The following is a 22,127-nucleotide window of genomic DNA, read 5'->3' as shown; positions in this document are numbered from 1 at the left end:
TTCTATTATTACAACGCACTTATCCTATCGTACTAAAAGAATGGAAAATATTTTTCAGGAATGGTGCGAAAACAGCGAAAACAAGGCAAATACCACTGGCGACACGCGCATCCGCAGCAGTTTCATGCCCCTGGTTTTCTGGTTCTTAACGGTCTGGAGGGAGATGGAAAGGGCCTCCGCGATCTGCTCGTTCTTCATCCCATCTATATAACTCATACGCACGATCTTACCGCACTGCTCGGGCAAATTATCGATCTCCCGGTAAATAGCGCGAAATACTTCCATGCGGATGATATCAAGATCGTCGCCGGCTGCCGCACCTTCCTGTTCATACAGAAATGCGGCCTGCCGCTCCATGCTGTGCTGGGTACCCTTCAAAAAATTGAGCGATGCGTTACGGGTAGCTTTGTACAGGAAATCCTTCAGGTGGCGCAGGTTTTCGAAGGAAGAACGCTTTTGCCACAGTTTCTCGAAAACATCCTGTACAATGTCTTCCGCGTGGCCGGGTTCACCAATAATTCTCGTGGCGTAAAGGCAAAGCGCACTATAATACTCCTTAAATACATAAGAGTAATGAGACATATCTCCCGATATCAATCCCCGCAAAAGCTGCTGCTCGTTATAAGAAGATTCCTGCGACAATACCGCACCTGATTTTTGGTTGACCGTAAAAATAATTAAAAAATCAAGCTATCAAAATCGAATTGAATTATCCTATTTTCACCACTTCGGAATAAAAATACGACAGATGCCCGATACAGATAAAACAACTTTCTACCTGACACTCTTTAAAGGAATCGCGCCCGATGACCTGTTCAAGGTAATACAGGCCACGCAGGAAAAGTGCTGGAACCCGGCGATATCTACTTCCGGGAAGGCGAAAGCAGTCCGCGGCTGGCTTATATCAAAGAAGGCCTGATCCGTTCTTATCACGTGAACGAAAAGGGGATGGAAACCACGGTATTACTGAGGTGGGAGGAACAGATCGTTGCCTCGTACGACAGCATCCTGATGCAACGCCCGTCGCGCTTCACCTACCATGCGCTGGAAAAAACCACGTTACTGGAAGTGAACTACGACCTCATTCAACAACTGCTGGAAACCAAACCGGAATTTGAAAAGGCCCGGTACCACTTCGTGCTCGATATGCTGGCGCAATCGCTGGAACGCATCGAATCGTTCGTACTCCTCACCCCCGAAGAACGGTACCTGCAACTTATCAAAGACAAGCCCGATCTGCTGCAGCGGGTGTCAGACAAGCACCTGGCCACACTCCTGGGCATCACGCCCGTATCGTTGAGCCGTATACGGAAAAGAATTGCCGGGAAACATCCGCGTTAATTATCTTTTGTTAACGCCGCTCCCAGGCAGCCGGTCTATTTTTGTTTCAAAATTCAACGTATGGAACAATTGACCACCCCGCTGGCGGCTATATTCGGCATTACGCTTATCAGGTATATTATACTGGCGGGCATTCCTTTCCTCTTTTTCTATATATTGATGGCGAAGGCCACTTCGAAGTACAAAATCCAGCACAGGCAGGCGACGAGAAAAGATTTCTTCCGCGAAATCCTGTACTCGGGCTCTTCCAGCCTGGTATTCACCATTATCGCCGTCGCATTGCTGTTTACCCCGTTAAAATCCTACACGTTAATATACTCCGACATACATGAATTTCCCCTGTGGTGGATGCCTGTCAGCCTGCTGGTAAGCCTGGTCATACACGATACCTATTTTTACTGGATGCACCGCCTGCTGCACCATAAAAACTGTTTCGCTTCACGCACAAAGTACACCACCAGTCAGTCAATCCGTCGCCCTGGGCCTCCTACTCGTTCCACATCCTGGAGGCCATCCCGGAAGGTGGCATCCTGGTGGTACTGGCGTTTGTAATGCCAATATATGAAGATGTGCTGTTGCTGTTTACCGTGGTAAGTTTAATTATCAATGTATATGGCCACCTCGGTTACGAGATCATGCCAAAGGGCCTGCGGAATTCTTTTCTCTTTGAAATCATTAACACATCTGTTTACCACAATCTTCATCACAGTAAATTCAAAGGCAATTACAGCCTGTATTTCCGCTGGTGGGATAAACTGATGAAAACGGAGAACCCGGATTATGTGAAAGAGTATGATCGCATACAGGAGCAGCGGTTCGGCCGGAAAAAACTGGCCGCCTAAAACTTTCGTCCAGGTTGATGGGACAGTTTGCCCATCAACCTGAACTTTGGTATGCCGCTCTTCGCCAGGTTCATATAAATGATGGCGCCCAGCATCAGTACTACTCCCACTATCTGCAGGGCCGTAATATCTTCCCCAAGAATAACATGCGCACAAAACACCGCCGCGGGCAGTTCCAGTGTCAGCAGCACAGCACTCAATCCGGCGCCGATCCCGGGGCATACCGGCCGTGAAGCACATCGGCGGTATGATCGTCCCGAACAACGCGAGAAAGCTGCCCCATTGCAGTAAGCCTGGGTCGAGGTGTGTACTGGTCGTCATCGATTTTAAGTTGATCATCAATATCACGATAGCCGACCCTGTTGTGATGATCGCGCTCTTCCCTAACACCGGCATATCTTTATCCAGCTTACTGGTAAAGCCGACATAGGCGCTGTATAACAGGGCGGATAGTAAAGCCAGTATAATCCCTGTCCAGGAAAAACGAAGCTGGTCACCCGCAAGTCCGCCGGCGAATACCGTTCCGACCAGGATCAACGCGGCCGCGGTGACTGCAGGTTTCGAAGGTTTTATTTTAAACACCAGCCACTCCATCAACATGCTCATCCGGTCATCTGCATTAGCAATACAATAGCGAGAGAAGCAGGAATGTACGCCACCGACAGGTAATACGTATAGGCGGAAGTCCCCATGCACAACCCGGCGAAAAGCAGGTGCCGGTTCCGGGATAGCTTAAAGCCGTCGTTCCGGGCGCTCCGTACCAGTACGAGCGTCCAAAATACCAGCGCTCCTATAGCTGATTGCGTGAAGGTGATTTCACCGGCCGTATATCCTTGCCCATAGGCAATCTTCGCAAAAGAAGATAACATTCCGAAGCTCAACGCTCCAAAAGCTACCATCAGCACGTGCTTCATATTCCAATCCTGTGTTTTGTCCCGCCAAAATTAGAATAGACCCGACAATAGTCCGCCATTGCTGAAATATTATGTACAAAAAACAGCAATTTTGCCAATCTACCGGTATCAGTACAGAAAAACGATAAAGTCGATACCTTTACCGGAAAAAATCCATGGAAGCATTGGACGCGCAAGAGGTAGCACTATTAAAAATCCTGCAGCGGAACTCAAAATATGATATCAACGAACTCACGGAAAAACTGAATATGTCGCGTACGTCGATATACGACCGGATCAAACGGCTGGAAAATGAGGGGTATATCCGGGGGTATGTGGCGTTGCTTGATGCTAAGAAAGTAGGACTGTCCTTTACCGTGATCGTGAACGTATCGCTTAACTTGCAGCAGGGCATCGAATACGTAGAAGCATTTTCCCGGGAAGTATCGGCCTTACCCGAGGTGGTGGAAGCCTACATCACCAGCGGGATTGTTGACTATGTGCTGAAGGTAATGGTAAAAGACCCGGAAGCGTTTCACGACTTCATAGCGCGGAAGCTGTCTGCCATACCGAATATCAGTAAAATACAGAGTTCGTTCGTGATGAATTACATCAAGCAGTCCACCGCCTTGCCGATTTAGGTTTAATCCTTTATATTTAATCTACACGCTAAAAACATCCACACATGAAACTGAAATATGCTTTATCATTGTTGCTTTTAACCGCCTGTTTTACCGCGTTTGGCCAGGCAAAACTGTCCCCTGCCGCCCCAGCCGCCAGCGATAAGGGATTAATTAAAATCTCCATCCTGTATCCTTATGCTGAAGGCAAAACCTTTAATATGGAATACTATGAGGCGAAACATATGCCGATGGTGGCAGGGTATTTGGGATCTAACCTTGTGAAGTATACGATCGATAAAGGCATTCCCAGCGGCAATCCCGGCCAGCCTTTACTTTACATGGCTGTTGGCACCTTTTACGTGAAAAATTTAAGTGAATACAATGCAGCGATCGCGCCTAATTTACCGGCGATCCGTGAAGACTTTCCCAAATATACCAATGTACTTCCTACTGTCGTGGTAACGGAAGTCATCAGATAAATAAACGAAGGCGGGCATTGGCGGTAACCGCACGAAAAATGGCTGTCTTTTCCGGGACAGCCATTTTCGACATTATAACACTCCCAAAGAAACTATCGAGGAAGATTGTAGTACTTACATACAGCCTCGTAGTCATTGTAGTCGGGAAGACCAGCCTGCCTGCTACCGCTCACGCCACCGGGGATGAGAATATAACGGTATTGCAGTGTAGTACTCAGGTTAATCGAGTTGCTGTTATCATGCGTAAAACGCGTGATCAGTATTTTATTCAACATCGGTACATATGCGATGGTATTTACTTTGCCTCCCGCATTACTGGTATAGGGCAACACGAAGTTGCCGGAGCCGAAGGTAAAGTATACGAGGATCGTGCCTGAGTTGAGTATCGTTGAGCTGAGACTCGGCGCCGGCACATACGCTACTCTCACGGAAGAATTATCGACCGTTGAGTCACTGAACCCCACGGCAAATTTCCAGGCAGAATAGATGACGTTGGCAGTGCCTGCCGGACCTTGTGCCCCTGTTGCACCCGTTGCACCTGTGGCACCCGTGGCACCTGTTGCTCCTTGTGGACCTGCGGGTCCGCGCAGTGAAAAGCCTACATCCCATGTGCCGGCTACTTTGGGTCCGAAAAGGCTATAGGTGGTTTTATCGAGGTAATAATCGCCGTCGTTTCCTATCGAAGGATTGGGAAGACCGGAACCGCTAATGATCTTACTGCCCGCTGCACCAGTAGCGCCAGTGGCGCCGGTAGCGCCTGTAGCACCCGTAGCGCCCGTAGCACCCGTAGCACCGGGTGCGCCGGTGGCGCCCATGAGCGAAACGGGTGTACCCCAGCCATTCGCAGTCTTAGGTCCATAGAAGTTAGTAGTAACAATATCCGGTAAAAATCCCCCGCAACACCCAGATTGGCTGCCGCCGGACCGCTCCCGCTATAAATCCTGCTGCCTGCAGGTCCCGCCACACCTTGCGGGCCCGCTACGCCTTGTTCGCCCTGTGGCCCTGCCGGTCCCTGATCGCCCTTTTTACAGCCGGAAACTATGAGGAACATAACAAAAACACACATCGTTACATGTGATAAATTTTTCATAGTAGATTTCGTTTTATGATTGTTGTTGATTCGCATTTGGGTGCATACAGACTCGCTGCGGACATTGTCCGCAATTTGAAAAGTTCTATTAGCTGCAATTAGTAGAAGCGCTCACGGGCGGATACCTGGGGTAATCAACGGTATAGGTGAGTAACTATAGCCGATGATTAAAATATTTCGCGGAGCTGCTGTTTCCGGGAAGTAAAAGTAGCTAAAAAGTGATGCCCCGCTAAAATGCTAAACAGGTATAGGTACAACTGGATGCCGCGGGGGATAACTGGCAGGATTAAACGAATGTACGGGGGAGATGGAAATCAGCAGCGTCCGAAGATCCTATATGGATCCTATATGCATCCTATATCCCCCTCTTGCCCAGCGCGGGTTTCAGCGAACGAGCATATAGGATGCATATAGGATCCATACAGCCACCCATTTTATGGGTGGTGCTGTGCTCAACAAGCATGGTTTCGTTCAGAGATGGAAGATAGCAATTAGGAAACATAATCATACGCCCTTCACCATCCGGCAGACCTTTTGTTTGAATGTATGAACATATTGTGTAATTTCCCCCTCGACCATAATTACACCCGTCATGCAAATCACCCGCATATTCCGCCTGCTCTTTACCGGCATCCCCCTGCTCACGCTGCTGCCTGTCCATGCCCAAACCACCATCTGGGAAATAGGCCGGAACGACAATAGCAGTAAGGGCATGGCCCTGGCGCCTAACAGCTACAAAGACTTTCTGCCAAAGGATTTCGGATGGGAAGACCGTTTCTTCCTCATCAACCACTCCACTCCTCAAAACGACTGGCCTTACGTACTCCCCGGCCCGAAAGACGCCTGGGGCGGCACCAGTCCAACCGCCGGCATCCGCACCCATCATGCCAATATCCTCTTCGGGCTCGAAGCCACTCCACCCGCCGGCGACTACCACCTGGTTATCGACCTGCTGGGCTACCAGCATGTTTCACCCCATGGCTTAAAATCACCATTAACGGGGCAGCATACCTGGAAAAGTTACCAGCAAAATCAACGGAAAATACCATCACCGGCGATATGACCGGGGCAATGGAGTACCGCATCGATATCCCGGTTAATAAAAGCGTTTTACAACAAGGCGGCAATGAAATATCTCTTACCATCCTCGAGGGCAGCTGGCTCGTATTTGACCAGGTGAAGCTCACCGGCCCGGCTGGCGTAAAACTCAACCGTCCGGATAAGGTATTCGTGAGAAGCGTGGCCCCGGCCGCGTACGAACTGGAAGGAAACAAACAACCGCTGCTCGTGCACGTTGCACACCTGAAAGGCAAGCCGCTGTTGCAGGTAAAGTTGGACGGCAACAATATATTCAGCCAGCGCCTCGATACAGCCGGCTACTGGTTCGAAGCGCCCATGCCCGCCGTAAAGACCGCCACACAAAGCCACTACGAAGTGTATGCGGATGGCAAATTGTTACAGGCAGGCAAAGTAGATCGCGCTCCGCAAAAGTTGCAAACACCCGCCGGTTATGTGGATACCAAAATGGGCGTCGCCCACTCCCGCTGGATGATCGCCCCCGGGCCCCGGATGCCGTTCAGTATGGTGAAACTGAGTCCCGATAACCGGGATGCCGGCTGGCAGGCAGGTTACGACCCCATCTACGAAAGTGTGGGCACCTTCAGCCACATCCACGAATGGACGATGGCGGGTGTAGGCACCCTCCCCGTAAATGGCCCCCTCAAAATAAAAGGCGGCGGACAACGGAGCGAAGGCGAAGGCTATCGCTCCCAAATTGATAAATCAACAGAAAAAGCACCTTTAGGCGTCTACGAAGTAGTGCTCAAGGATTACAATATAAAAGCGGAACTAACGGCCACTACGCGCTGCAGTTTTCAACGCTACACTTATCCCAGGGCGACCGACTCCCGGATCATGATCGATCTGCAGATCCCTGCAGAATATCGTTATGACCTGAAAGATGTAACACTCCGCAAAGTAAGCGATACCCGCATCGAAGGCGTCAGCCGCCAGTTCACCGCCAACGCCTGGTCGGGCGATGTGAACCAGGATTACAAAGTGCACTTCGTGATGGAATTCGACCAGCCGGTCAGGAAGTTCGGCACCTGGAAAAACGACGACATCAGCGATAAAGACATCATTTCCTCCGGCCCGCTTAAAGACGCGGGCGCGTTCGTGGAATTCGACACCAGGGACAACCCCGTGGTGCAGGTGCGTACCGGCATCTCGCTGGTGAGCCTGGAAAACGCGGCCATGAATCTCGAACAGGAAATCACTCGCCCTTACGCATGGAGCTTCGACGACGTAAAACAGGCGCAGATGGACACCGGAATACCCTGCTCGGCCGCCTGAAGATCGAAACCACCGACCGCATGGAGAAAGTGCGTTTCTACAGCAATATGTACCGCGCTCTCGCCAGCCGTAATACCTGGAGCGATGTGGATGGCCGATGGGTAGACGCCTTTCAGCAGGTGCAGCAACTGAAAGATCCCAAAGCCGTCGCCCTGGGTTGCGATGCTTTCTGGAACACCTTCTGGAACCTCAACCAGTTCTGGAACCTGGTAACACCGGAATGGTCATCGCGATGGGTAAAATCGCAACTCGCCATGTACGACGCGAACGGCTGGCTGGCAAAGGGACCTGCCGGTATGAACTACGTACCGGTGATGGTGGCGGAACATGAAATTCCACTCATCGTGAGCGCCTACCAAATGGGGATACGCGACTTTGACGCACAAAAAGCATTTGCCGCCATGAAAAAGATGCAAACCACCCCACCCTCCAAAGTGGGATTGGGTTATGCCGGCAACCGCGATCTCGTTACTTACCTCGAACACAAATACGTACCATACGATAAAGGCCGCTTCTCCAACACGCTGGAATATGCATACGACGACTGGACGGTATCCCAGATGGCGAAAGCACTCGGCAAACACGATGATGAAAAACTATTCACAGCACGCGGCAACTACTGGCGCAACGCCATTGACACCGCCACCGGTTACGCCCGGCTGCGGAAATCCGACGGCAGCTGGATGCCGGGGTTCGATCCGTTTAAATCGGGCGCCAATGAACATTATGTAGAAGGCAACGCCTGGCAGCTTACCTACTTCGTCCCTCAGGATATACCGGCACTGGCGCACGAGATTGGCGAAAAACGCTTCATCGAACGGCTCTCCTGGGGCTTTACCGAAAGTGATAAACTCCGCTACAACGCCCCCGGCGATCAGTACTGGGACTATCCCGTGATACAGGGCAACCAGCAATCCATGCACTTCGCTTTCCTGTTCAACTGGGTAAAACGGCCATGGCTGACGCAGCAATGGAGCCGCGCGATCATGGACCGATACTATGGCGCGGGACAGGCAAACGCCTACCTCGGCGATGAAGACCAGGGACAAATGAGCGCCTGGTTCATCATGGCGGCGCTGGGACTGTTCCAGACAGATGGTGGTTGCAGCACGGAACCAGTGTATGAGATTGCCAGTCCGCTGTTCCCGAAAGTCACCATTGATCTTGGCGAACAATATGGCCGGGGTAAACAGTTCGTCATCACTGCAAAAAATGTATCTAAAATCAATAAGTATATACAACGGGCTACGCTGAATGGTAAGCCGCTGCAGTCGTTCAGGTTTCCCGCGAGCGAATTGCTGAAGGGCGGACAGTTAACACTGGAGATGGGTAATACGCCTAATAAAAAATGGGGCATCGAATAAAGGTACCGCGCGGGGTCATGACCCGCGCGGTACCTTTAACGATATTCGACATAATCAACATCCACCCATCCGCCGTCGCCTTTGTCATTGAAGCTGTAGATGCCGATACGGTCGCCCCGGTAATTACCCCATACCATTTGATAGACATCGCCGAAGGGGATATATTTACGCCCGTTCAGGCTGTAGTAGCTCCCGGACTTGCCGTCCAGTCCCCAAACAGCGCGCAACCAGATCGTTTTACGCCTGATGATATCCCCGCGTACTACCTTGCCATTTTCCCTGTATTCCAGATAGGTAAACGGGCCGCTTTTCACCACACCGAGGGCCGCATGTTGTGAAGAAAAATGACAAAGCCCGGCTTTCTGTCCGTCGGCCATATTGCTAATGTCCATTTGGATCACCACCTCGTTTTGCGCTTTCCTGAACACCCGTTGTGTTAAAGTATTACCGGCCTGCATTAAATCGTCGGGTTTTAGTGGGGCAAAGGCTTCCAGGCGCAACCATCGCCGTGCGGTGAACGAGTACTTGTCTTTTCGCGGTTGATAATTCCATTGCCATTGCGGGGATAAAGATGTGCCGGCGAAGTAGTCGGTCTTTTTAATGGACAGCTTTTTTCCACCGGTAGCTGGCATCTTTCCGGTCCAGGCCATTGTGCCTATTTTCTCCGGTAGCACCTCCCCTATAATGGGCCAGTCATCCTGCCAGGTTACAGGTAAAAGGCTCATTACGCGTCCGCTCCAATCGCCTGTGCCATGATGCGTTAAAAAATACCAGTTGCTGTCCGGCCCCCGGATGATGCCTCCCTGGTTAGGTTCCATGGCCTCGCGGCTGGCAAGCGCCAGTTGCCTTTCTTCCAGGTGCGGCCCCATTACCTTTCGCGACCGTTTGGCCATTACATACCTCCCTGTTTCCTGCTTATGTTCACTAAAAACGAGGTAATACCAATCATTTACCTTTATCAACTTATTCGCCTCCCGGTGGCTCCCTGTATTTACCAGCACGGCAGATGCACGGTCGATTTCCTTTCCGTCTGCACGCATCCGGAAAAGATAAGTCTTATAACCATCGGCGAAATGCGTTCCTACGAAATAAGCCTGGCCGTCATCGTCCCATATCATGGAGCAGTCGTCCCAGCCACTTTCGGCTAAGAGTGGCGTGAGAGGCTCCCAGGGACCCTGCGGCTGCGGAGCGGATGTCATGAAATACCCCTCGTCGGGGGTACCAAAAAGATGTAAAACCGGCCCTTGTAATACCTTAACGTTCCGGCCCAAACACCTTTACCATACCGGTTCATCCTGGTCCAGTTCAGCTCCTGGCTGATCTGCGTTAAGTCCGCGATCGCATGTCCGCAAATCTCCCAGTTCACCAGGTCCCTGGAATGCAGTATCGTCATCCCCGGCGAAAACTGGAAGGTAGAGGATATGGCATAGTAATCATTTCCTACCCTGATGCAGTCGATATCGCTGAAATCAGCCGGAACAACCGGGTTCCTGTAAGTACCGTTTCCCTGATCACCCCATGTTTTCCAATCGCCCCATCGTACTTCCTGCTGTGCATGCCCCTTTAGCCCGCCAGCTGCCACCAGGACGGCGATCATCAATAACCTCTTCATATACTAATAGATTTTCCACTCCCAGATGCCGGGCGTTCCATTTAAAATCTTCACTCTCAAATAACGGCCACGGATATTAACACGATCGGATTGTGGCGATCTTACTACCGGTACGTTTTGCCCACCGCACCTTTTCCATTCCTTTGCGTCGGTAGAATATTCCAGTATGTAGGCATGCCCGGCCGTTGGGCGCACAAAATATACCTCACTGCCGCGCACTTTCCGCACTTCACCTAAATCAGCAACGAGCCAGCGATCTTCATCTCCGGTTGCAGCCATCCAGCGAGACCCATTTGCGCCGTCGGCCGCAAACTGTGCAACAAAGTTCTCCGTCCGTTTATTTAATGGATCTTTCATCGGCTTCACCTCCAGCGGCGGTGCGGTACTGGAAGCATACATCGTATCGGCGAGCAGCTGCATCCTCCGTTTTACCTGCCGGAGCGCTCCTACACCGTCCATCGACAAGTCCACCGGCAGAATAGTGCCATCCGGCGCAAACTGCAGCTGATTCACATACGTTTGCCGGTTAGTACCCGCTCTTCCAAACTCTAAAAATGCGAAGTAATAATGATCGCTGCCTTTCGGATTAAACACGCAACCATGCCCAGGGCCAAAAATACCTTTGCGATAATCCGTTGTGGCAATAATATTATCAGCCGGTACCGTAAATGGACCCAAAGGTGATACCTTGCTCATCACATAAGCATACTGATATTTCTCATCCCCGCCAATCGTATACAGGTAATAATAAATACCTTTTCTTTTAAAGAAAATAGGCCCTTCCGAATATTCCTTTCCTGGTGTTGGAATAACATGAATGGTGGAATCTACCGTTATCATGTCATCACCCAGCTTTGCCGCGTGGCGTTGCCCCCAAAACAGGCAGGCCTGCCCGTCATCATCGACAAACACCTCCGCATCGATTCCACCCGGGTCTTTGGTCTGCAAAAGCGTGGACGAAGAAAAAGGCTTCTTCCATTCGTCTTTCCCGCGGGCAAGCCGGAAAGGACCTTCCGGCTTATTGGCGACAGCGGCATACATATACCCGTTCACCGTTGGATAAATGTAGTACCGCCCGTTTCTAAAAATGGCTTTGCTCGGCGCCCAGTAAAGTTCTTTTATAGCAGATGGAAAATACGTGCCGTCGAAAGTCCAGTTCACAAAGTCTTTGGACTTCCAAACCACCGGCGGACCGGATGTTTTAAGCCCCTGCCCGTAACCATCCGTGGTGGCATAGCAATAAAAGTGCCGTTAAACTCCACGATGCTCGCGTCGGCAATCATATCCGGGATCAAGGCGTGGCCAAATGGATTGGGGACCTGCGCGGTAACAGTGCCGCAGGAAAATAGCAGTAATATTATCAGTTTGCACTTTCGCATGTTTTCATTTGTGGAATTGAAGTATGTAATGGGCAACGGTTGACAGCTAAAAATACGGTGGGTAAGCATCCTAAAAAAGTACGAATAAGACTTTGTTATGTTAAAAAACGACATCGTGGCAGCGGGCAGCGGCTGGACCGGTAGCATTTGTAGAGTACTGGTAAACCCGGATAGAGAACGGGGGCATCGCGGCTAAAGAACGACGGCGAGTACCTGGTGGATGCGGTCAGCGATAACATGACTTATGCTAATGAACGACGTAGCAGCAGACTAAAAAGTAAACTATTTTTCCTATCTTGTTGACCACGCTCCCATCAGCAAACTTAACATATTCCCTTAACCCGCCGCCGGCAACAGCTTTCAGCGCGCATCAAAACTATCAATCCACGTTATTATGCGATCAATTACAAGCAAACTAACCATTGTTGTCTCTGTATTCCTTTTACCACTACTTACCTGCGCCCAAACCGGCCCCGTTTTACAGGCCGGCACCCTTACCATGAGTGGTGAAGTATTTATCCCCGCCGATCTTAAAGAGGACAGTGTGTGGCTGTTTGTAACGATCGGGCAACCGTTTACCGGCCGGCATAAACAATACAAAACGCTGGTGCAGCCCAACGGCCGTTTTGCGTTAAAAGTAAACACGGAGACAAACCTGGGTATTTGTGCCATTTCCACCAGCGTCAACCGGGAACATTGGGTGACGGCGCCATTAAAAAAGGGCGGGGAGAATAAAGTAACCTTCAGCTATAACGACGAAGGCGCGATTAACAAAATAAAAGTCAGCGGCCAGCCGGCATTCGCAAACCAGCCACAGGAAGGAATGGTCAATCAACTAAACGCCGGTGATCTTCCGGAATTTACGGAAGCAGATATGCTGCAGGGGCTTGCCAGGTTTAATGAATTACTGGCACATAAATCCAATAAACCACGGCCCACCTTGTACGACCGGTCATTTACGGAGTTCATCAATTTTACAAAAACGTTTTCTACGAAAGATGGACCATACTGAATCAATCGCCGCTATCCGGGTCAATGAAACAGCTGGTATTCAGGGATTACCTGCTCGCGATGTATTACACGCATATTTTTGACTACCAGGGAGAAATGCAACTGAACTACCGGAATACGAACAATCAACAAAAACCGGACAGTTCAAAGATACAAACGCCCGACCGTCAATACTTTTCTTTTCTGAAGGAACTGAACCTGAACAATCCTCAATACCTGTACGCGCACTCCTTCCCGGCTTTTACGCAGGAATTACTGACCAATAACATATTGAATATCCCACGCATACGGGACACCCCGGTTGACGAATGGGTCCGGAACACGAAACAGATACTGGCGCCGCTTTTAGGGTTCGATCAGGGCATGTTTTATGATATGCTGATAGGCAATGCTTATGGCCTGCAATTCGAAGTGGAGGTGCAACCGCTCTCGCCAACACAAATCGACAACATCAAAAAATACTACAAGGGATCAGACCTTGAAAAGCTGCTATTACGCCGGAACCAGGAAGTTATACAAACCGCCCTCTCAAAAAACAAACTTGTCATCAATGACACACCAGGCGTACCTGCCGAGGCATTAATGAACGCCATTATTGCCCGGTATAAAGGAAAAACCGTCATTGTTGATTTCTGGGCCACCTGGTGTATACCCTGCCTGGAAGCCATTAAAGACTCACGGGCATTAAAAATGCGCATAGCAGATAATGATGCTACATTTATCTACATCACCAACCCATCGTCTCCCAAAAAACTATGGAAAGAGCGCATACAGGGCATCGGTGGAGAGCATTACTACCTGACTTCAAAAGAGTGGACGTACCTGTATGAGCACTACAAGTTCGAAGGGGTACCCAGCTATCTTGTATTTGATAAAAAGGGGTATTAAAACATCATTTCACAGGGTACCCTGGAAATGACTTACTGCAAAAGATAATAAATGAAGCAGACTGATTGACATGCCTCAGACCGAAGGTGGACTGAAAACTGAACTTCAAAATATATAAGGTTGCGGACAACCATGTAATTGCATATGCGCCGCCGCTCCCCTCACAAAGATCGAACCGGGTAACTTTGCGATTTTGCCTACAAGTGATGGAGAAAGCGAAGATTAGCGGGGTAAGCGCTTATACATATCTTAGCAAAAAGCCGCGCAAATCGCAGGATTTATGCGGCTTTTGTCTTTGATCCCCGTGCGTATGTCGACACAAGTTGAATGGGGCGGGCAAGTCATTTACATTTGCCGGCCACTTAATACATTGTATAATGAATGCGATTCACCTGTTGTTGGCAGTACCATTGCTCCTGATGGGCTGCAAGAAAGACGCCCCCGACAATACTAACCAAACGGCCGGCATGATACGGGGAAAAGTGCTAACCGCCGACGGACGCCCGGTGGCCGGTGCAAAGATTGTTGTATCGAGCGTGATCTGGTACAACGAAAATACGGTGACGTCCACTTTAGAAAACGGCACCTACAGCCGCAAACTGGCCGGACTGGGCAGTGACGCCTTTACGCTTACGCCTCTATTCAAAAGGATTATAACGGCAAACGCTACACGATGGACCTGCACCCGGAGTCGACCAACGACTTTTTCCCGGAAGATGGCGCGGTACGGAATTTTACCTGGAAGCTGACCGGCGAACAGGTTGGCCGGTCGACCGGCATTTACGGCGGGCAGGTTACGGTAGCCTCGGAGCCGGGCACGTTTTACGATTATACCAATGTAACACTTACCCTCGTTCCACAGGGCGCACTAATCGACGGCAGCACGGGCAGTACCATTACCATAAAGGTGCCCAACAGCCAGAAAATAGAAGTACCCATCGGCCGGTACCTTGTATCGGCAGTGTACGCACCGCCGGGACAGGCACAAAAACAATGCAAATCAGACTGTCGGATACCGGCGCTTATGGAAATAGTGTGGTGGTTGATTTTAATCCTGCTACAGATTTTTGTAAAAACTGCCTTACGCTGGATGTGAAAGAATAACGGAAGCCGCTGACTATGTTGACACAAAAGTTTCTACCTCTTTGGCTAAATGTTGAAGAAACTTCTCCCGATCTTCCATACTATCCGACATGCCGGGTGGCAATACATTCATAAACGTAAAATGCCCGGCATGCTCCACCAGCCTTGCGTCTAACCGTCCCGGCAGCCTTCGCTGCAATACAGCCAGCTGCACAGGCGGCGTAACAGCGTCCAATTCCCCGGCCCATACCTGCACGGGACAGAGGACCTTATCCAATGCTCCGGGCGCATCAAAATACCCCGTGGGGGCGCAAACAGCACCAGTTTGTCCATAGGCGTATCCGGCACCACCGGCAATGGCGCACCGGGCGCCGTGAACATATTTCCTCCCGCCATCGCCAACAACAACGTAGCGCCAATCGAATGCCCTATCCCGGCAACCTGTAACTTGTGGACATGCCGGAACGCTGCACGCAGTCTGGCAGCCCTGTCCAATAACATCCCGGCATCCGGACCGGACGTAACCAGCCGCTCGAAATACGGCGCGATCACGGTCATTCCCCTTTCGTGCAAATGTTGTAGCAAGGGAAGATGCCGCTCGGGATTGCCTCCCGACCCAACGGCAAATAGAATGGCGCGGCTTGCCCCCTCCGCGTTAAAATAAAGCGCGTTAAATGAGGAACTATCATGTGTGAGCGAAATGGTCGTCATAGCCGGCAAATTAAGGTGCTTTACGCTTCCATGTTAATATGAACCGCCGTAATGGGGAAAAAAGCATGCGAACTATACTATCATCCAAGAACATCTTCCTATATTAGTGCCTATGACATTGTTTGCCAGATCATACCGGCCTTTTACTGCCGTGCTCTCACTTGCACTGACCGTTTCCTGTAACGAAAAGCCAAATAAAACGGTTGCCACCGCACAGCAGGCCGATGTGCCGAAAAGAGATACCGCTGTAGAGGTCATGGAAGAACGTGATATCCTGCTGAACGGTAAATTACCCCGCTACTTTAGCATGCAGGAATTCAGGGCTGCTCTCGGAGAGCCAGACAGTTCCCGGCTACTCGCGGATGAAGAACCCTGCACCAATATTTTCCAGGAAACAGATGGCTCGGTGGACCCAGAGGCCCGGTACCTCTATAAAAACGGGTCGCGGTATGAAAACGTAAAAGAGAAGGCGGCGATAGACGAAGTGAGGTTCAGTGATGGCGACTTCATCGTTTTTAAGGGGCATACATTGAACAAGCAGACCACTATGACCGATCTCAAAAAGCTGTTTCCAAATGCCGCGCAACAGGCCACCGTTACAGATGTAGCCGGTGAAGGGCAGCTGGACATGATATGTTTGAGAGAAGATAAAAACAACATCTCCGACGGCCACATCCGCCTGTATGTGAAGGATGGCAGGCTTTTCGCGCTGCAGTGGTGGTTTCCCTGTTAGCTTATGACGTCGTGACTTTATTAACTATTATCAATCACATCACCCATGAAAACCTCGTCGGCAGCAGCCACCATCCTGGGTAAAATAAACGCCAAAACCAAGCTTGGCGACTTACGCAACATTGCGAAGCAGCTGAAAACGGAGCACGAACTGGCCCTGGAACTATGGTCGACCGGACAGCTCCAGCCAAGGTTACTGGCGATACTCATTATGGACAATAAGCAGGTGTCAGCGGACTTAACCAATCAACTGATCGGGGATATGTACATCCACCCGCTGCATGAGCGCAACCAGCTGGTGGACTGGCTCATGGCCAACCAGCTCGTAAAAAACAAAAAGACCATTGCGTTGATCGAATCCTGGGAGCATAGCGCTTCCGCATTGCAAAGACGGATATTCTGGTATTACCAGGGGCGTTTGCGATGGATGGGACAACCATCCCCTGCCAATACGCCCGCCCTGTTAGCCAAAATAGAGACCGATATCGCTAAAGAAGTGCCGGAAGTACAATGGGCCATGAACTTCACCGCGGGCTGGATCGGCATTTATGACAAACAGTACCGGAATCGGTGCATCACCCTGGGAGAAAAAACGGGACTTTATAAAGACGATAAGGTATCAAAAGGGTGTACGCCTAATTACCTGCCTGCGTTTATTAAAATTGAAAGCAGCAAGCGGAATTTGTAAAAGCGTAACCAGCGGAAGATCTCTGCCGGCTGTTCCTGTCGATGTTCTTTCTGTCGCCGGAACGGATGCCGGGATGTCATTCCCCTTTAATATTATTTTTCGGTATAGTCGATAAAAGCCATATTGTTGCCATAGTTCGTATTGGCATCTATATCCAGCGTAATACTGGCAGTAAACGGGCCATTAGGATTATGCCCCTTGTCACGCAGTTTAATCGCCACATTGCCGGCGGTACCATGGTAGGTAGCCGTTACAGTGTACCGGCCAATCGGGATATCTACCAGTTTGCCATAAGTATCTGTTGTTGGCTGGCCATGCTTTTTCCGGATCACCTCACCGGCCGAGTTGTCGATCAAGTTACCGGCCGGTGTTAAAGTAAATTCGATGTTTTCTGAATCATACACCTCGCTCAGTATATGTTTATCGATCATGATCGTGCCGCCATAGAAACCGGTTTGACCAGGTCTTTGTCCCGTCAGTTTCCATTGAAAATTCCGAATGGCGCCCTCCTGGCTAAACCCTTCGTTATTATCGGGATGATAATTAATCTTATACGTTTGGCCATTATAACTCACCTCCTTTTCTGCATAAGCCTGCCAGGTAAAATTCGTCAGCCGGATGCTATAATTACCATTGGCGTCTGTAACACCGAGCAAGTTGCTGTTATAGATTAATGTGTTATCGATGATGATCTTTACACCTTTTACCGGTTGCCCTTTGGTGTCGGTCACTTTACCTTTCACATAACCTTTGGTTACAGTTCCAGGGTCTGTAGCGCCTCCCGGCTCTTCTTTCGGGTCTTTGCCGCAGGAAGTGGCCAATAGCACCACTATCAGCAAACGAAGAACAGTACTGGTCATTTTCATATTTGATTGATTGTAGGCTAAAGTTGGGAAAGAATATCAGTGCGCAATCACCTGTAACACTGAAATGGCAGATGAACTGCGGCAGATGCTAAAATCGTGTTTGACGTGCAAGTAAAGGGCAGCCGCCGTCCTTCCTCCACACCCCGGAGTAGGGAGAACAGTACTGGCGGCTCCCCTTCTATATATAAATAAAAAGCGGGCCTTTTTTAACCAATATGTCAAAGAACTAATTACAGGATGCATCACCTTTTGTGATGCTCCGGTTCGCCCCTTCAGGCGTCTTGCGACGTTCCTCCCGGGCTTATGCTAGGAAGGTGGCTGACGGGTAATCATCGACAACCATTCGCTCTCAGGTAAAGCCTCGTGGTCACTTACCGGCCTATACTTCATGCTCCCCCTTCTATTAACAGCTCCCTTAGCGCTTCATTCCCCGGCAGGTCTGTCACCGACACGACTACACGACAGCCATCCAGCTGCTTCTTTCCGGGTAGCACTCCGGATCCTCCTGCGCCGCTTTACCACTCTCTACCAGCTCGCCGTTGCGGTTGTACAAACGTACCGTTACCATGGCTACTTTGAAATTATCCGTAGCCTTTACAACTATTCCCCGATCGCCTATCTCCACCCCGTGAATCACCGGCGCCTGTAAATAATCAGCGATGGCCAGATTATGAACATTGAGTGAACCATGAAGGCCGGATTTATAGACATCATGTAACACGGATGACTTCCGCACTTTGGCAGACCATGCAGCTCCCTCCCGAAACTGCGCTTTTGTACGTTCCTGCGCGTCTGTACCTCTACCTGGACGCTTGCGCGGCGTCCTGGCGATAATCTGTTTGCCGTAACGGAAGTACACGACGACCTGCTTGCCGAACTGGCCGCTTGCGCCGCTGGATACGGCATTAAAACCATGCTGGATCATAAGCGATGTTTATGCAAAGATGGGGGTCACATTTGCGTTTGTCCGTATCATTTTGTTGCAAAAAGAGTCAATTTGTCGCAAAGATTCGGGGCAAATTTTGCGTTCTGCCATATCACTTTCGGTTATTTCTGTCGGGGTGCGGGGATAGTGCGATGTGGGGTATGGGGTATACGTGGGTTGGATGGTTCAGTGATGGATAGGTGATGGATCGGTGTAGGTTCGGTAGGCCCGCAAAGCAGCTGTCACGTCCTAAAAGAGGTTTACACCCTGGTTAGATAATCCGGACTTAGGTTTACACCCGTAGTTGTTAGTCCATTCGCTTTGCTGCCCGTCCGTGTTCACAGGCAGCAAAGCGAACGGCATCATCCGGCGCAGTAAGCCATCGATCATTATGGCCTGCCGCGAAACGCCTTCGCCGCCTGTACTAGTGCTTCTCCTGACAACCTTTGTTTGAAATCCGGATTCATATACGAAAAGGTGATCTTCGCCTGCCCGTCTACCAGGAATACGGCCGGCGCTGGCAACAAATCTTCATTCTGCCCATCGGATGCCTTGCGGATGATACCGCGGTAATTTTCCGGCACCTTATATCCAAGCCCCATAGCCCTGATCAGCTTCCCCGATGCATCTGAAAACAACCGGTAGCCCAAATCTCCTTTGTCCTGCGATTCCCGCAACCGCTCCGGAACGTCCGGGCTCACGGCCACCACCGGTATCCCATTGCCTTCAAATCCTTCTCCACCACCGCCAGGTCTGCCAGCTGACGGTTGCAATACGGGCACCAGCCACCCCTGTAAAATACCAGGACGGTGGGCATTCCGTTCAAAATAGATTTCATATCCACACTGTCTCCTGCAGCCGATACTAGCCCGATATCCGGCACCATAGCCCCGATGGGTAACGGATGTACGTCCATTGAGTTTTCAGGTAACGATTGGCCGGAGAGACCATTGTGTAAGGCCAGGCAGGCCAGCGTATAAAATATCAGTCGTTTCATTGATTATTAGTTTGTGTGCTGAAAATATGCCCGGGAAAAGAAGTCCGCCCGCAGCGGGCGGGCCTTCCCCGGTATTGGCGTTGTTCACCGTTCGTCAATTCGTAATGGTAAGTTTGAGTACATTGGCGGTTGCCGGCACCGGGTACATTTCCCCGGCCACTGCTTTGATCGGCAGACTTTCCGGCATCGGCGGCGCTCCCCCAAAGGCGCCCTGACTGTTGCCCGCCCCTGGGTATTGGTCTACGGCCGTTCCATTGTCGTACAACATCACCTTATCGGTCTGGTTGCCTGCTTCGCCCGCCATAATACCATCTGCTCCGAAGGAGTAAAACCAGTCGTTCGAGTAGCCGAACATCGTTGCGAAGGTGATCCGGTCGCCAGGTTCATATGAAATACGCTGGCTGATGCTTCCGCCGGTAGATTGTCCCAAAACCGGCAGTAATACGCCCGTGTTCGCCGCCTTCACGACGTATACGTGGCGCACGCCTGCCATTTGCCTGAGCGAGCTTTCCAGTTTGGAGGCATCGCCTTTCTGTGCGAGGTCGGCCAACCCTTTGCCCCGGTCTTTTTCCCCGACCATGAACAGCGGGTTTTCGTTGCCCCTGTATACGACGATCAGCACGGGCGACAGCGGGGTTAGGATGCCGGTCTGCATCGCAGCATATTCCGCAAGCATCTGGTTATTTCCCGTTTCCGCCAATGGCGTAAGCCCGTTGGCAGTCGGCTTTCCCGCTTCGTACAATGGCATCCCGTTCAGGAGATTTCCGCCCAACATGTTCGACACTGCCCATACACCGGGGCTGAACGGCGTTTCGTTGGCTGTTCCCCGGATACGTTACGGATGGTGAGGGTGAAGCGGGAATTGCCGTCATATTTCAACGTGCACTTCATCAGGCCTGAAGCCGGCAAATAACTGTTGCCCTGCGCGTCCATAGCGCCAACCTCTGCCACAGGCTTGTTTTCCGCCGTACCCGGCCTTGTTACCGATGCTCCCGGCGCCTGGTTCACGCGGGTACCATTGTCCCACAACCGCAGCTGGGACGAAACATCGCCTTCCAGCGGTTTCCCGGTAGCATCGAATAACGCGATACCCGGATTAACGGGTGCGAAGAAAAGGTCGTTAGACCATCCGTACATTGCCGCGAAAGTAACTGCCTGTCCTTTGGCCGCTGAAAAAGAGAACGAGACTTCCTGTCCCGGGAAAACCACCGGCGGCGTGCCCGGCATACCCGGGCCGACGAATGTGCCAGATTCAACGAGGTGCTTTGCCTGCAAGACGTTTTCCACCATGACCGTCTTCTCCTTCATCATGGGCATATCGTCGTCTTTATGGCATGCGGCCAGTATAGTCGTCGAGGCGGCAAGCAGGAGAAAGGATTTACTTGTTGTTTCCATATGGATGTTTTTGGTGAACAATAGATTTCATAGGGCAAAGCAACCTGAAATCTGTCCCGCCACCCTCCCGGAACTATAACAAAAGTATCACGGCGCCTTTTTTCTGGCTGGAATTGCCGACTTTCGATACCACAATACCGTAGAAACATGCATAAAGTACTGGTCGTTGAAGACGATCCCAACATCGTTGAACTGTTGCGCATGCACCTGTCGGACCTGGGATGCGAAGTGAACGACGCCCGGAACGGCTACGATGCGATGGAAAAAATACACCAGGAACGATTTCAGCTCATCGTGCTGGACATTATGCTGCCAGGCATCAATGGCATGGAAATATGCAGGCTTGTCCGCCAGAAAGACCGGGAAACGCCCATTATTTTCCTTACCTCGAAATCGGAGGAGATCGACAAAGTGCTCGGACTGGAAACGGGTGCGGACGATTACCTGACCAAACCTTTCAGCATCCGCGAGTTCCTGGCCCGCGTGAAGGTCATATTCCGGCGGCGCGAAATACCGAAAGAAGCCGGCGCCGGCGTGCAACCCGGCGCCGTGTTGCGGTTTGGAGAACTGGAAATCGATGTGGACATGCGGAAGGTGACACTCGGGAAAACAAGAATAGAATTGTCGCCCCGGGAATTCGATCTGCTCGTGCTCCTGGCTTCGAGCCCAGGCAAAAGCTACAACCGGCAACGGCTGCTGAACCTCGTGTGGGTACGATTTCGACGGCTATGAGCATACCGTTAATTCCCACATCAACCGGCTCCGCAGCAAAATAGAACCCGATATTTCCGCGCCGAGATATATACTGACGACGTGGGGCGTCGGTTACCGTTTCAATGAAGAAATTTAAACGCCT

At 50.8% G+C, this 22,127-nt stretch carries 28 protein-coding genes and 1 pseudogene; 15 read left to right on the top strand and 14 right to left on the bottom strand.

Translation table 11 applies throughout. The features are described from left to right. Window positions 1-54 precede the first annotated feature (54 nt). Complete coding sequence (locus MKQ70_RS03280; RefSeq protein WP_248067972.1) at window positions 55-642, bottom strand: RNA polymerase sigma-70 factor; 588 nt, start codon at window positions 640-642, stop codon at window positions 55-57. Window positions 643-843: 201 nt separating this feature from the next. Here MKQ70_RS03280 and MKQ70_RS03275 point away from each other — a divergent pair, with 201 nt between their 5' ends. Further along, window positions 844-1,341, top strand: coding sequence for a Crp/Fnr family transcriptional regulator (locus MKQ70_RS03275; RefSeq protein ID WP_248067970.1), 498 nt, complete (start codon window positions 844-846; stop codon window positions 1,339-1,341). A 428-nt stretch (window positions 1,342-1,769) separates the two neighbouring features. Continuing rightward, window positions 1,770-2,183 (top strand): sterol desaturase family protein, encoded by a 414-nt coding sequence (locus MKQ70_RS03270; protein WP_248080995.1) that lies wholly within the window; start codon window positions 1,770-1,772, stop codon window positions 2,181-2,183. On the opposite strand, the gene MKQ70_RS03265 is transcribed toward MKQ70_RS03270, so the two are convergent. Further along, window positions 2,180-2,374 (bottom strand): hypothetical protein, encoded by a 195-nt coding sequence (locus tag MKQ70_RS03265; protein ID WP_248067963.1) that lies wholly within the window; start codon window positions 2,372-2,374, stop codon window positions 2,180-2,182. The two genes, MKQ70_RS03270 and MKQ70_RS03265, sit on opposite strands and share 4 nt — an antisense overlap. A 38-nt stretch (window positions 2,375-2,412) precedes the next feature. On the opposite strand from MKQ70_RS03265, the gene MKQ70_RS03260 reads away from it, so the two are divergent. Beyond that, complete coding sequence (locus MKQ70_RS03260) at window positions 2,413-2,613, top strand: hypothetical protein (RefSeq protein ID WP_248067961.1); 201 nt, start codon at window positions 2,413-2,415, stop codon at window positions 2,611-2,613. A gap of 172 nt (window positions 2,614-2,785) precedes the next feature. On the opposite strand, the gene MKQ70_RS03255 is transcribed toward MKQ70_RS03260, so the two are convergent. Further along, on the bottom strand, window positions 2,786-3,097 hold the full coding sequence (locus tag MKQ70_RS03255) for a DMT family transporter (RefSeq protein ID WP_248067959.1): 312 nt from the start codon (window positions 3,095-3,097) through the stop codon (window positions 2,786-2,788). A 155-nt stretch (window positions 3,098-3,252) separates the two neighbouring features. Here MKQ70_RS03255 and MKQ70_RS03250 point away from each other — a divergent pair, with 155 nt between their 5' ends. After that, the gene (locus MKQ70_RS03250; protein ID WP_248067957.1) at window positions 3,253-3,717 is read left to right on the top strand and encodes an Lrp/AsnC family transcriptional regulator; all 465 of its coding nucleotides are present in this window, start codon (window positions 3,253-3,255) and stop codon (window positions 3,715-3,717) included. A gap of 44 nt (window positions 3,718-3,761) precedes the next feature. Continuing rightward, complete coding sequence (locus MKQ70_RS03245) at window positions 3,762-4,178, top strand: EthD family reductase (protein ID WP_248067955.1); 417 nt, start codon at window positions 3,762-3,764, stop codon at window positions 4,176-4,178. A gap of 92 nt (window positions 4,179-4,270) precedes the next feature. On the opposite strand, the gene MKQ70_RS03240 is transcribed toward MKQ70_RS03245, so the two are convergent. Next, window positions 4,271-4,993, bottom strand: coding sequence for a hypothetical protein (locus MKQ70_RS03240; protein WP_248067953.1), 723 nt, complete (start codon window positions 4,991-4,993; stop codon window positions 4,271-4,273). A gap of 867 nt (window positions 4,994-5,860) precedes the next feature. Between MKQ70_RS03240 and MKQ70_RS03235 the strand changes: the two genes are divergently transcribed. The 3 genes from MKQ70_RS03235 to MKQ70_RS03225 are packed head-to-tail and all read left to right on the top strand — an operon-like array spanning window position 5,861 to window position 8,984. Next, on the top strand, window positions 5,861-6,331 hold the full coding sequence (locus tag MKQ70_RS03235) for a polysaccharide lyase family protein (RefSeq protein WP_248067951.1): 471 nt from the start codon (window positions 5,861-5,863) through the stop codon (window positions 6,329-6,331). After that, window positions 6,328-7,620 (top strand): hypothetical protein, encoded by a 1,293-nt coding sequence (locus MKQ70_RS03230; protein ID WP_248067948.1) that lies wholly within the window; start codon window positions 6,328-6,330, stop codon window positions 7,618-7,620. Before MKQ70_RS03235 ends, MKQ70_RS03230 begins: the two co-directional genes overlap by 4 nt. Beyond that, window positions 7,557-8,984 (top strand): glycoside hydrolase family 92 protein, encoded by a 1,428-nt coding sequence (locus MKQ70_RS03225; RefSeq protein WP_248067945.1) that lies wholly within the window; start codon window positions 7,557-7,559, stop codon window positions 8,982-8,984. Before MKQ70_RS03230 ends, MKQ70_RS03225 begins: the two co-directional genes overlap by 64 nt. 35 nt (window positions 8,985-9,019) lie before the next feature. On the opposite strand, the gene MKQ70_RS37515 is transcribed toward MKQ70_RS03225, so the two are convergent. The 3 genes from MKQ70_RS37515 to MKQ70_RS40945 are packed head-to-tail and all read right to left on the bottom strand — an operon-like array spanning window position 9,020 to window position 11,781. Beyond that, window positions 9,020-10,183, bottom strand: coding sequence for a glycoside hydrolase family 43 protein (locus MKQ70_RS37515; RefSeq protein ID WP_282456189.1), 1,164 nt, complete (start codon window positions 10,181-10,183; stop codon window positions 9,020-9,022). Beyond that, entirely contained in the window at window positions 10,180-10,596 is a 417-nt protein-coding gene (locus MKQ70_RS37510) for a family 43 glycosylhydrolase (RefSeq protein ID WP_282456188.1), read from the bottom strand. The genes MKQ70_RS37515 and MKQ70_RS37510 overlap by 4 nt, the downstream gene beginning before the upstream one ends. Before the next feature lie 3 nt (window positions 10,597-10,599). After that, the gene (locus tag MKQ70_RS40945) at window positions 10,600-11,781 is read right to left on the bottom strand and encodes a family 43 glycosylhydrolase (protein ID WP_248067943.1); all 1,182 of its coding nucleotides are present in this window, start codon (window positions 11,779-11,781) and stop codon (window positions 10,600-10,602) included. Between the two features lie 588 nt (window positions 11,782-12,369). Between MKQ70_RS40945 and MKQ70_RS03205 the strand changes: the two genes are divergently transcribed. The 4 genes from MKQ70_RS03205 (at window position 12,370) to MKQ70_RS03190 (ending at window position 14,970) form a co-directional block, all read left to right on the top strand. Continuing rightward, window positions 12,370-12,987 carry a hypothetical protein gene (locus MKQ70_RS03205; RefSeq protein ID WP_248067940.1) on the top strand — a complete coding sequence of 206 codons (618 nt, stop codon included), beginning with the start codon at window positions 12,370-12,372 and terminating at the stop codon, window positions 12,985-12,987. Window positions 12,988-13,010: 23 nt separating this feature from the next. Continuing rightward, the gene (locus MKQ70_RS03200) at window positions 13,011-13,874 is read left to right on the top strand and encodes a TlpA family protein disulfide reductase (protein WP_248067938.1); all 864 of its coding nucleotides are present in this window, start codon (window positions 13,011-13,013) and stop codon (window positions 13,872-13,874) included. 377 nt (window positions 13,875-14,251) lie between these two features. Continuing rightward, window positions 14,252-14,623: a carboxypeptidase-like regulatory domain-containing protein gene (locus tag MKQ70_RS03195; protein WP_248067935.1), complete on the top strand. Its 372-nt coding sequence runs from the start codon at window positions 14,252-14,254 to the stop codon at window positions 14,621-14,623. Beyond that, entirely contained in the window at window positions 14,548-14,970 is a 423-nt protein-coding gene (locus MKQ70_RS03190; protein ID WP_248067932.1) for a hypothetical protein, read from the top strand. The genes MKQ70_RS03195 and MKQ70_RS03190 overlap by 76 nt, the downstream gene beginning before the upstream one ends. Window positions 14,971-15,128: 158 nt before the next feature. On the opposite strand, the gene MKQ70_RS03185 is transcribed toward MKQ70_RS03190, so the two are convergent. Continuing rightward, window positions 15,129-15,668 carry a hypothetical protein gene (locus tag MKQ70_RS03185; RefSeq protein ID WP_248067929.1) on the bottom strand — a complete coding sequence of 180 codons (540 nt, stop codon included), beginning with the start codon at window positions 15,666-15,668 and terminating at the stop codon, window positions 15,129-15,131. A 151-nt stretch (window positions 15,669-15,819) separates the two neighbouring features. On the opposite strand from MKQ70_RS03185, the gene MKQ70_RS03180 reads away from it, so the two are divergent. Together MKQ70_RS03180 and MKQ70_RS03175 are read left to right on the top strand one after the other, a co-directional pair. Continuing rightward, on the top strand, window positions 15,820-16,401 hold the full coding sequence (locus MKQ70_RS03180) for a hypothetical protein (protein WP_248067915.1): 582 nt from the start codon (window positions 15,820-15,822) through the stop codon (window positions 16,399-16,401). A gap of 45 nt (window positions 16,402-16,446) precedes the next feature. Next, complete coding sequence (locus MKQ70_RS03175) at window positions 16,447-17,088, top strand: DNA alkylation repair protein (protein WP_248067912.1); 642 nt, start codon at window positions 16,447-16,449, stop codon at window positions 17,086-17,088. A 92-nt stretch (window positions 17,089-17,180) separates the two neighbouring features. Here MKQ70_RS03175 and MKQ70_RS03170 read toward each other — a convergent pair whose 3' ends face one another. From MKQ70_RS03170 to MKQ70_RS03150, 6 genes are all read right to left on the bottom strand, one after another. Beyond that, window positions 17,181-17,954, bottom strand: a complete 774-nt coding sequence (locus tag MKQ70_RS03170; RefSeq protein ID WP_248067909.1) for a carboxypeptidase-like regulatory domain-containing protein — start codon at window positions 17,952-17,954, stop codon at window positions 17,181-17,183. A 454-nt stretch (window positions 17,955-18,408) separates the two neighbouring features. Next, window positions 18,409-18,879: a hypothetical protein gene (locus MKQ70_RS03165; protein WP_248067906.1), complete on the bottom strand. Its 471-nt coding sequence runs from the start codon at window positions 18,877-18,879 to the stop codon at window positions 18,409-18,411. A 389-nt stretch (window positions 18,880-19,268) separates the two neighbouring features. Then, on the bottom strand, window positions 19,269-19,580 hold the full coding sequence (locus tag MKQ70_RS03160) for a thioredoxin domain-containing protein (RefSeq protein ID WP_282456187.1): 312 nt from the start codon (window positions 19,578-19,580) through the stop codon (window positions 19,269-19,271). Beyond that, window positions 19,577-19,876 carry a redoxin domain-containing protein gene (locus MKQ70_RS37495; RefSeq protein WP_282456186.1) on the bottom strand — a complete coding sequence of 100 codons (300 nt, stop codon included), beginning with the start codon at window positions 19,874-19,876 and terminating at the stop codon, window positions 19,577-19,579. Before MKQ70_RS37495 ends, MKQ70_RS03160 begins: the two co-directional genes overlap by 4 nt. 94 nt (window positions 19,877-19,970) lie before the next feature. Further along, window positions 19,971-20,651: a spondin domain-containing protein gene (locus MKQ70_RS03155; RefSeq protein WP_248067903.1), complete on the bottom strand. Its 681-nt coding sequence runs from the start codon at window positions 20,649-20,651 to the stop codon at window positions 19,971-19,973. Further along, window positions 20,630-21,271: a spondin domain-containing protein gene (locus MKQ70_RS03150; RefSeq protein WP_248067901.1), complete on the bottom strand. Its 642-nt coding sequence runs from the start codon at window positions 21,269-21,271 to the stop codon at window positions 20,630-20,632. The genes MKQ70_RS03155 and MKQ70_RS03150 overlap by 22 nt, the downstream gene beginning before the upstream one ends. A gap of 147 nt (window positions 21,272-21,418) precedes the next feature. Between MKQ70_RS03150 and MKQ70_RS03145 the strand changes: the two are divergent. Then, window positions 21,419-22,121 (top strand): annotated as a pseudogene (locus MKQ70_RS03145) (response regulator transcription factor). Window positions 22,122-22,127: the final 6 nt, after the last annotated feature.

The sequence above is a fragment of the Chitinophaga sedimenti genome, from assembly GCF_023156195.1.
Classification (GTDB): Bacteria; Bacteroidota; Bacteroidia; order Chitinophagales; family Chitinophagaceae; genus Chitinophaga; species Chitinophaga sedimenti.
This window is presented reverse-complemented; position numbering and strand designations above follow the sequence as displayed.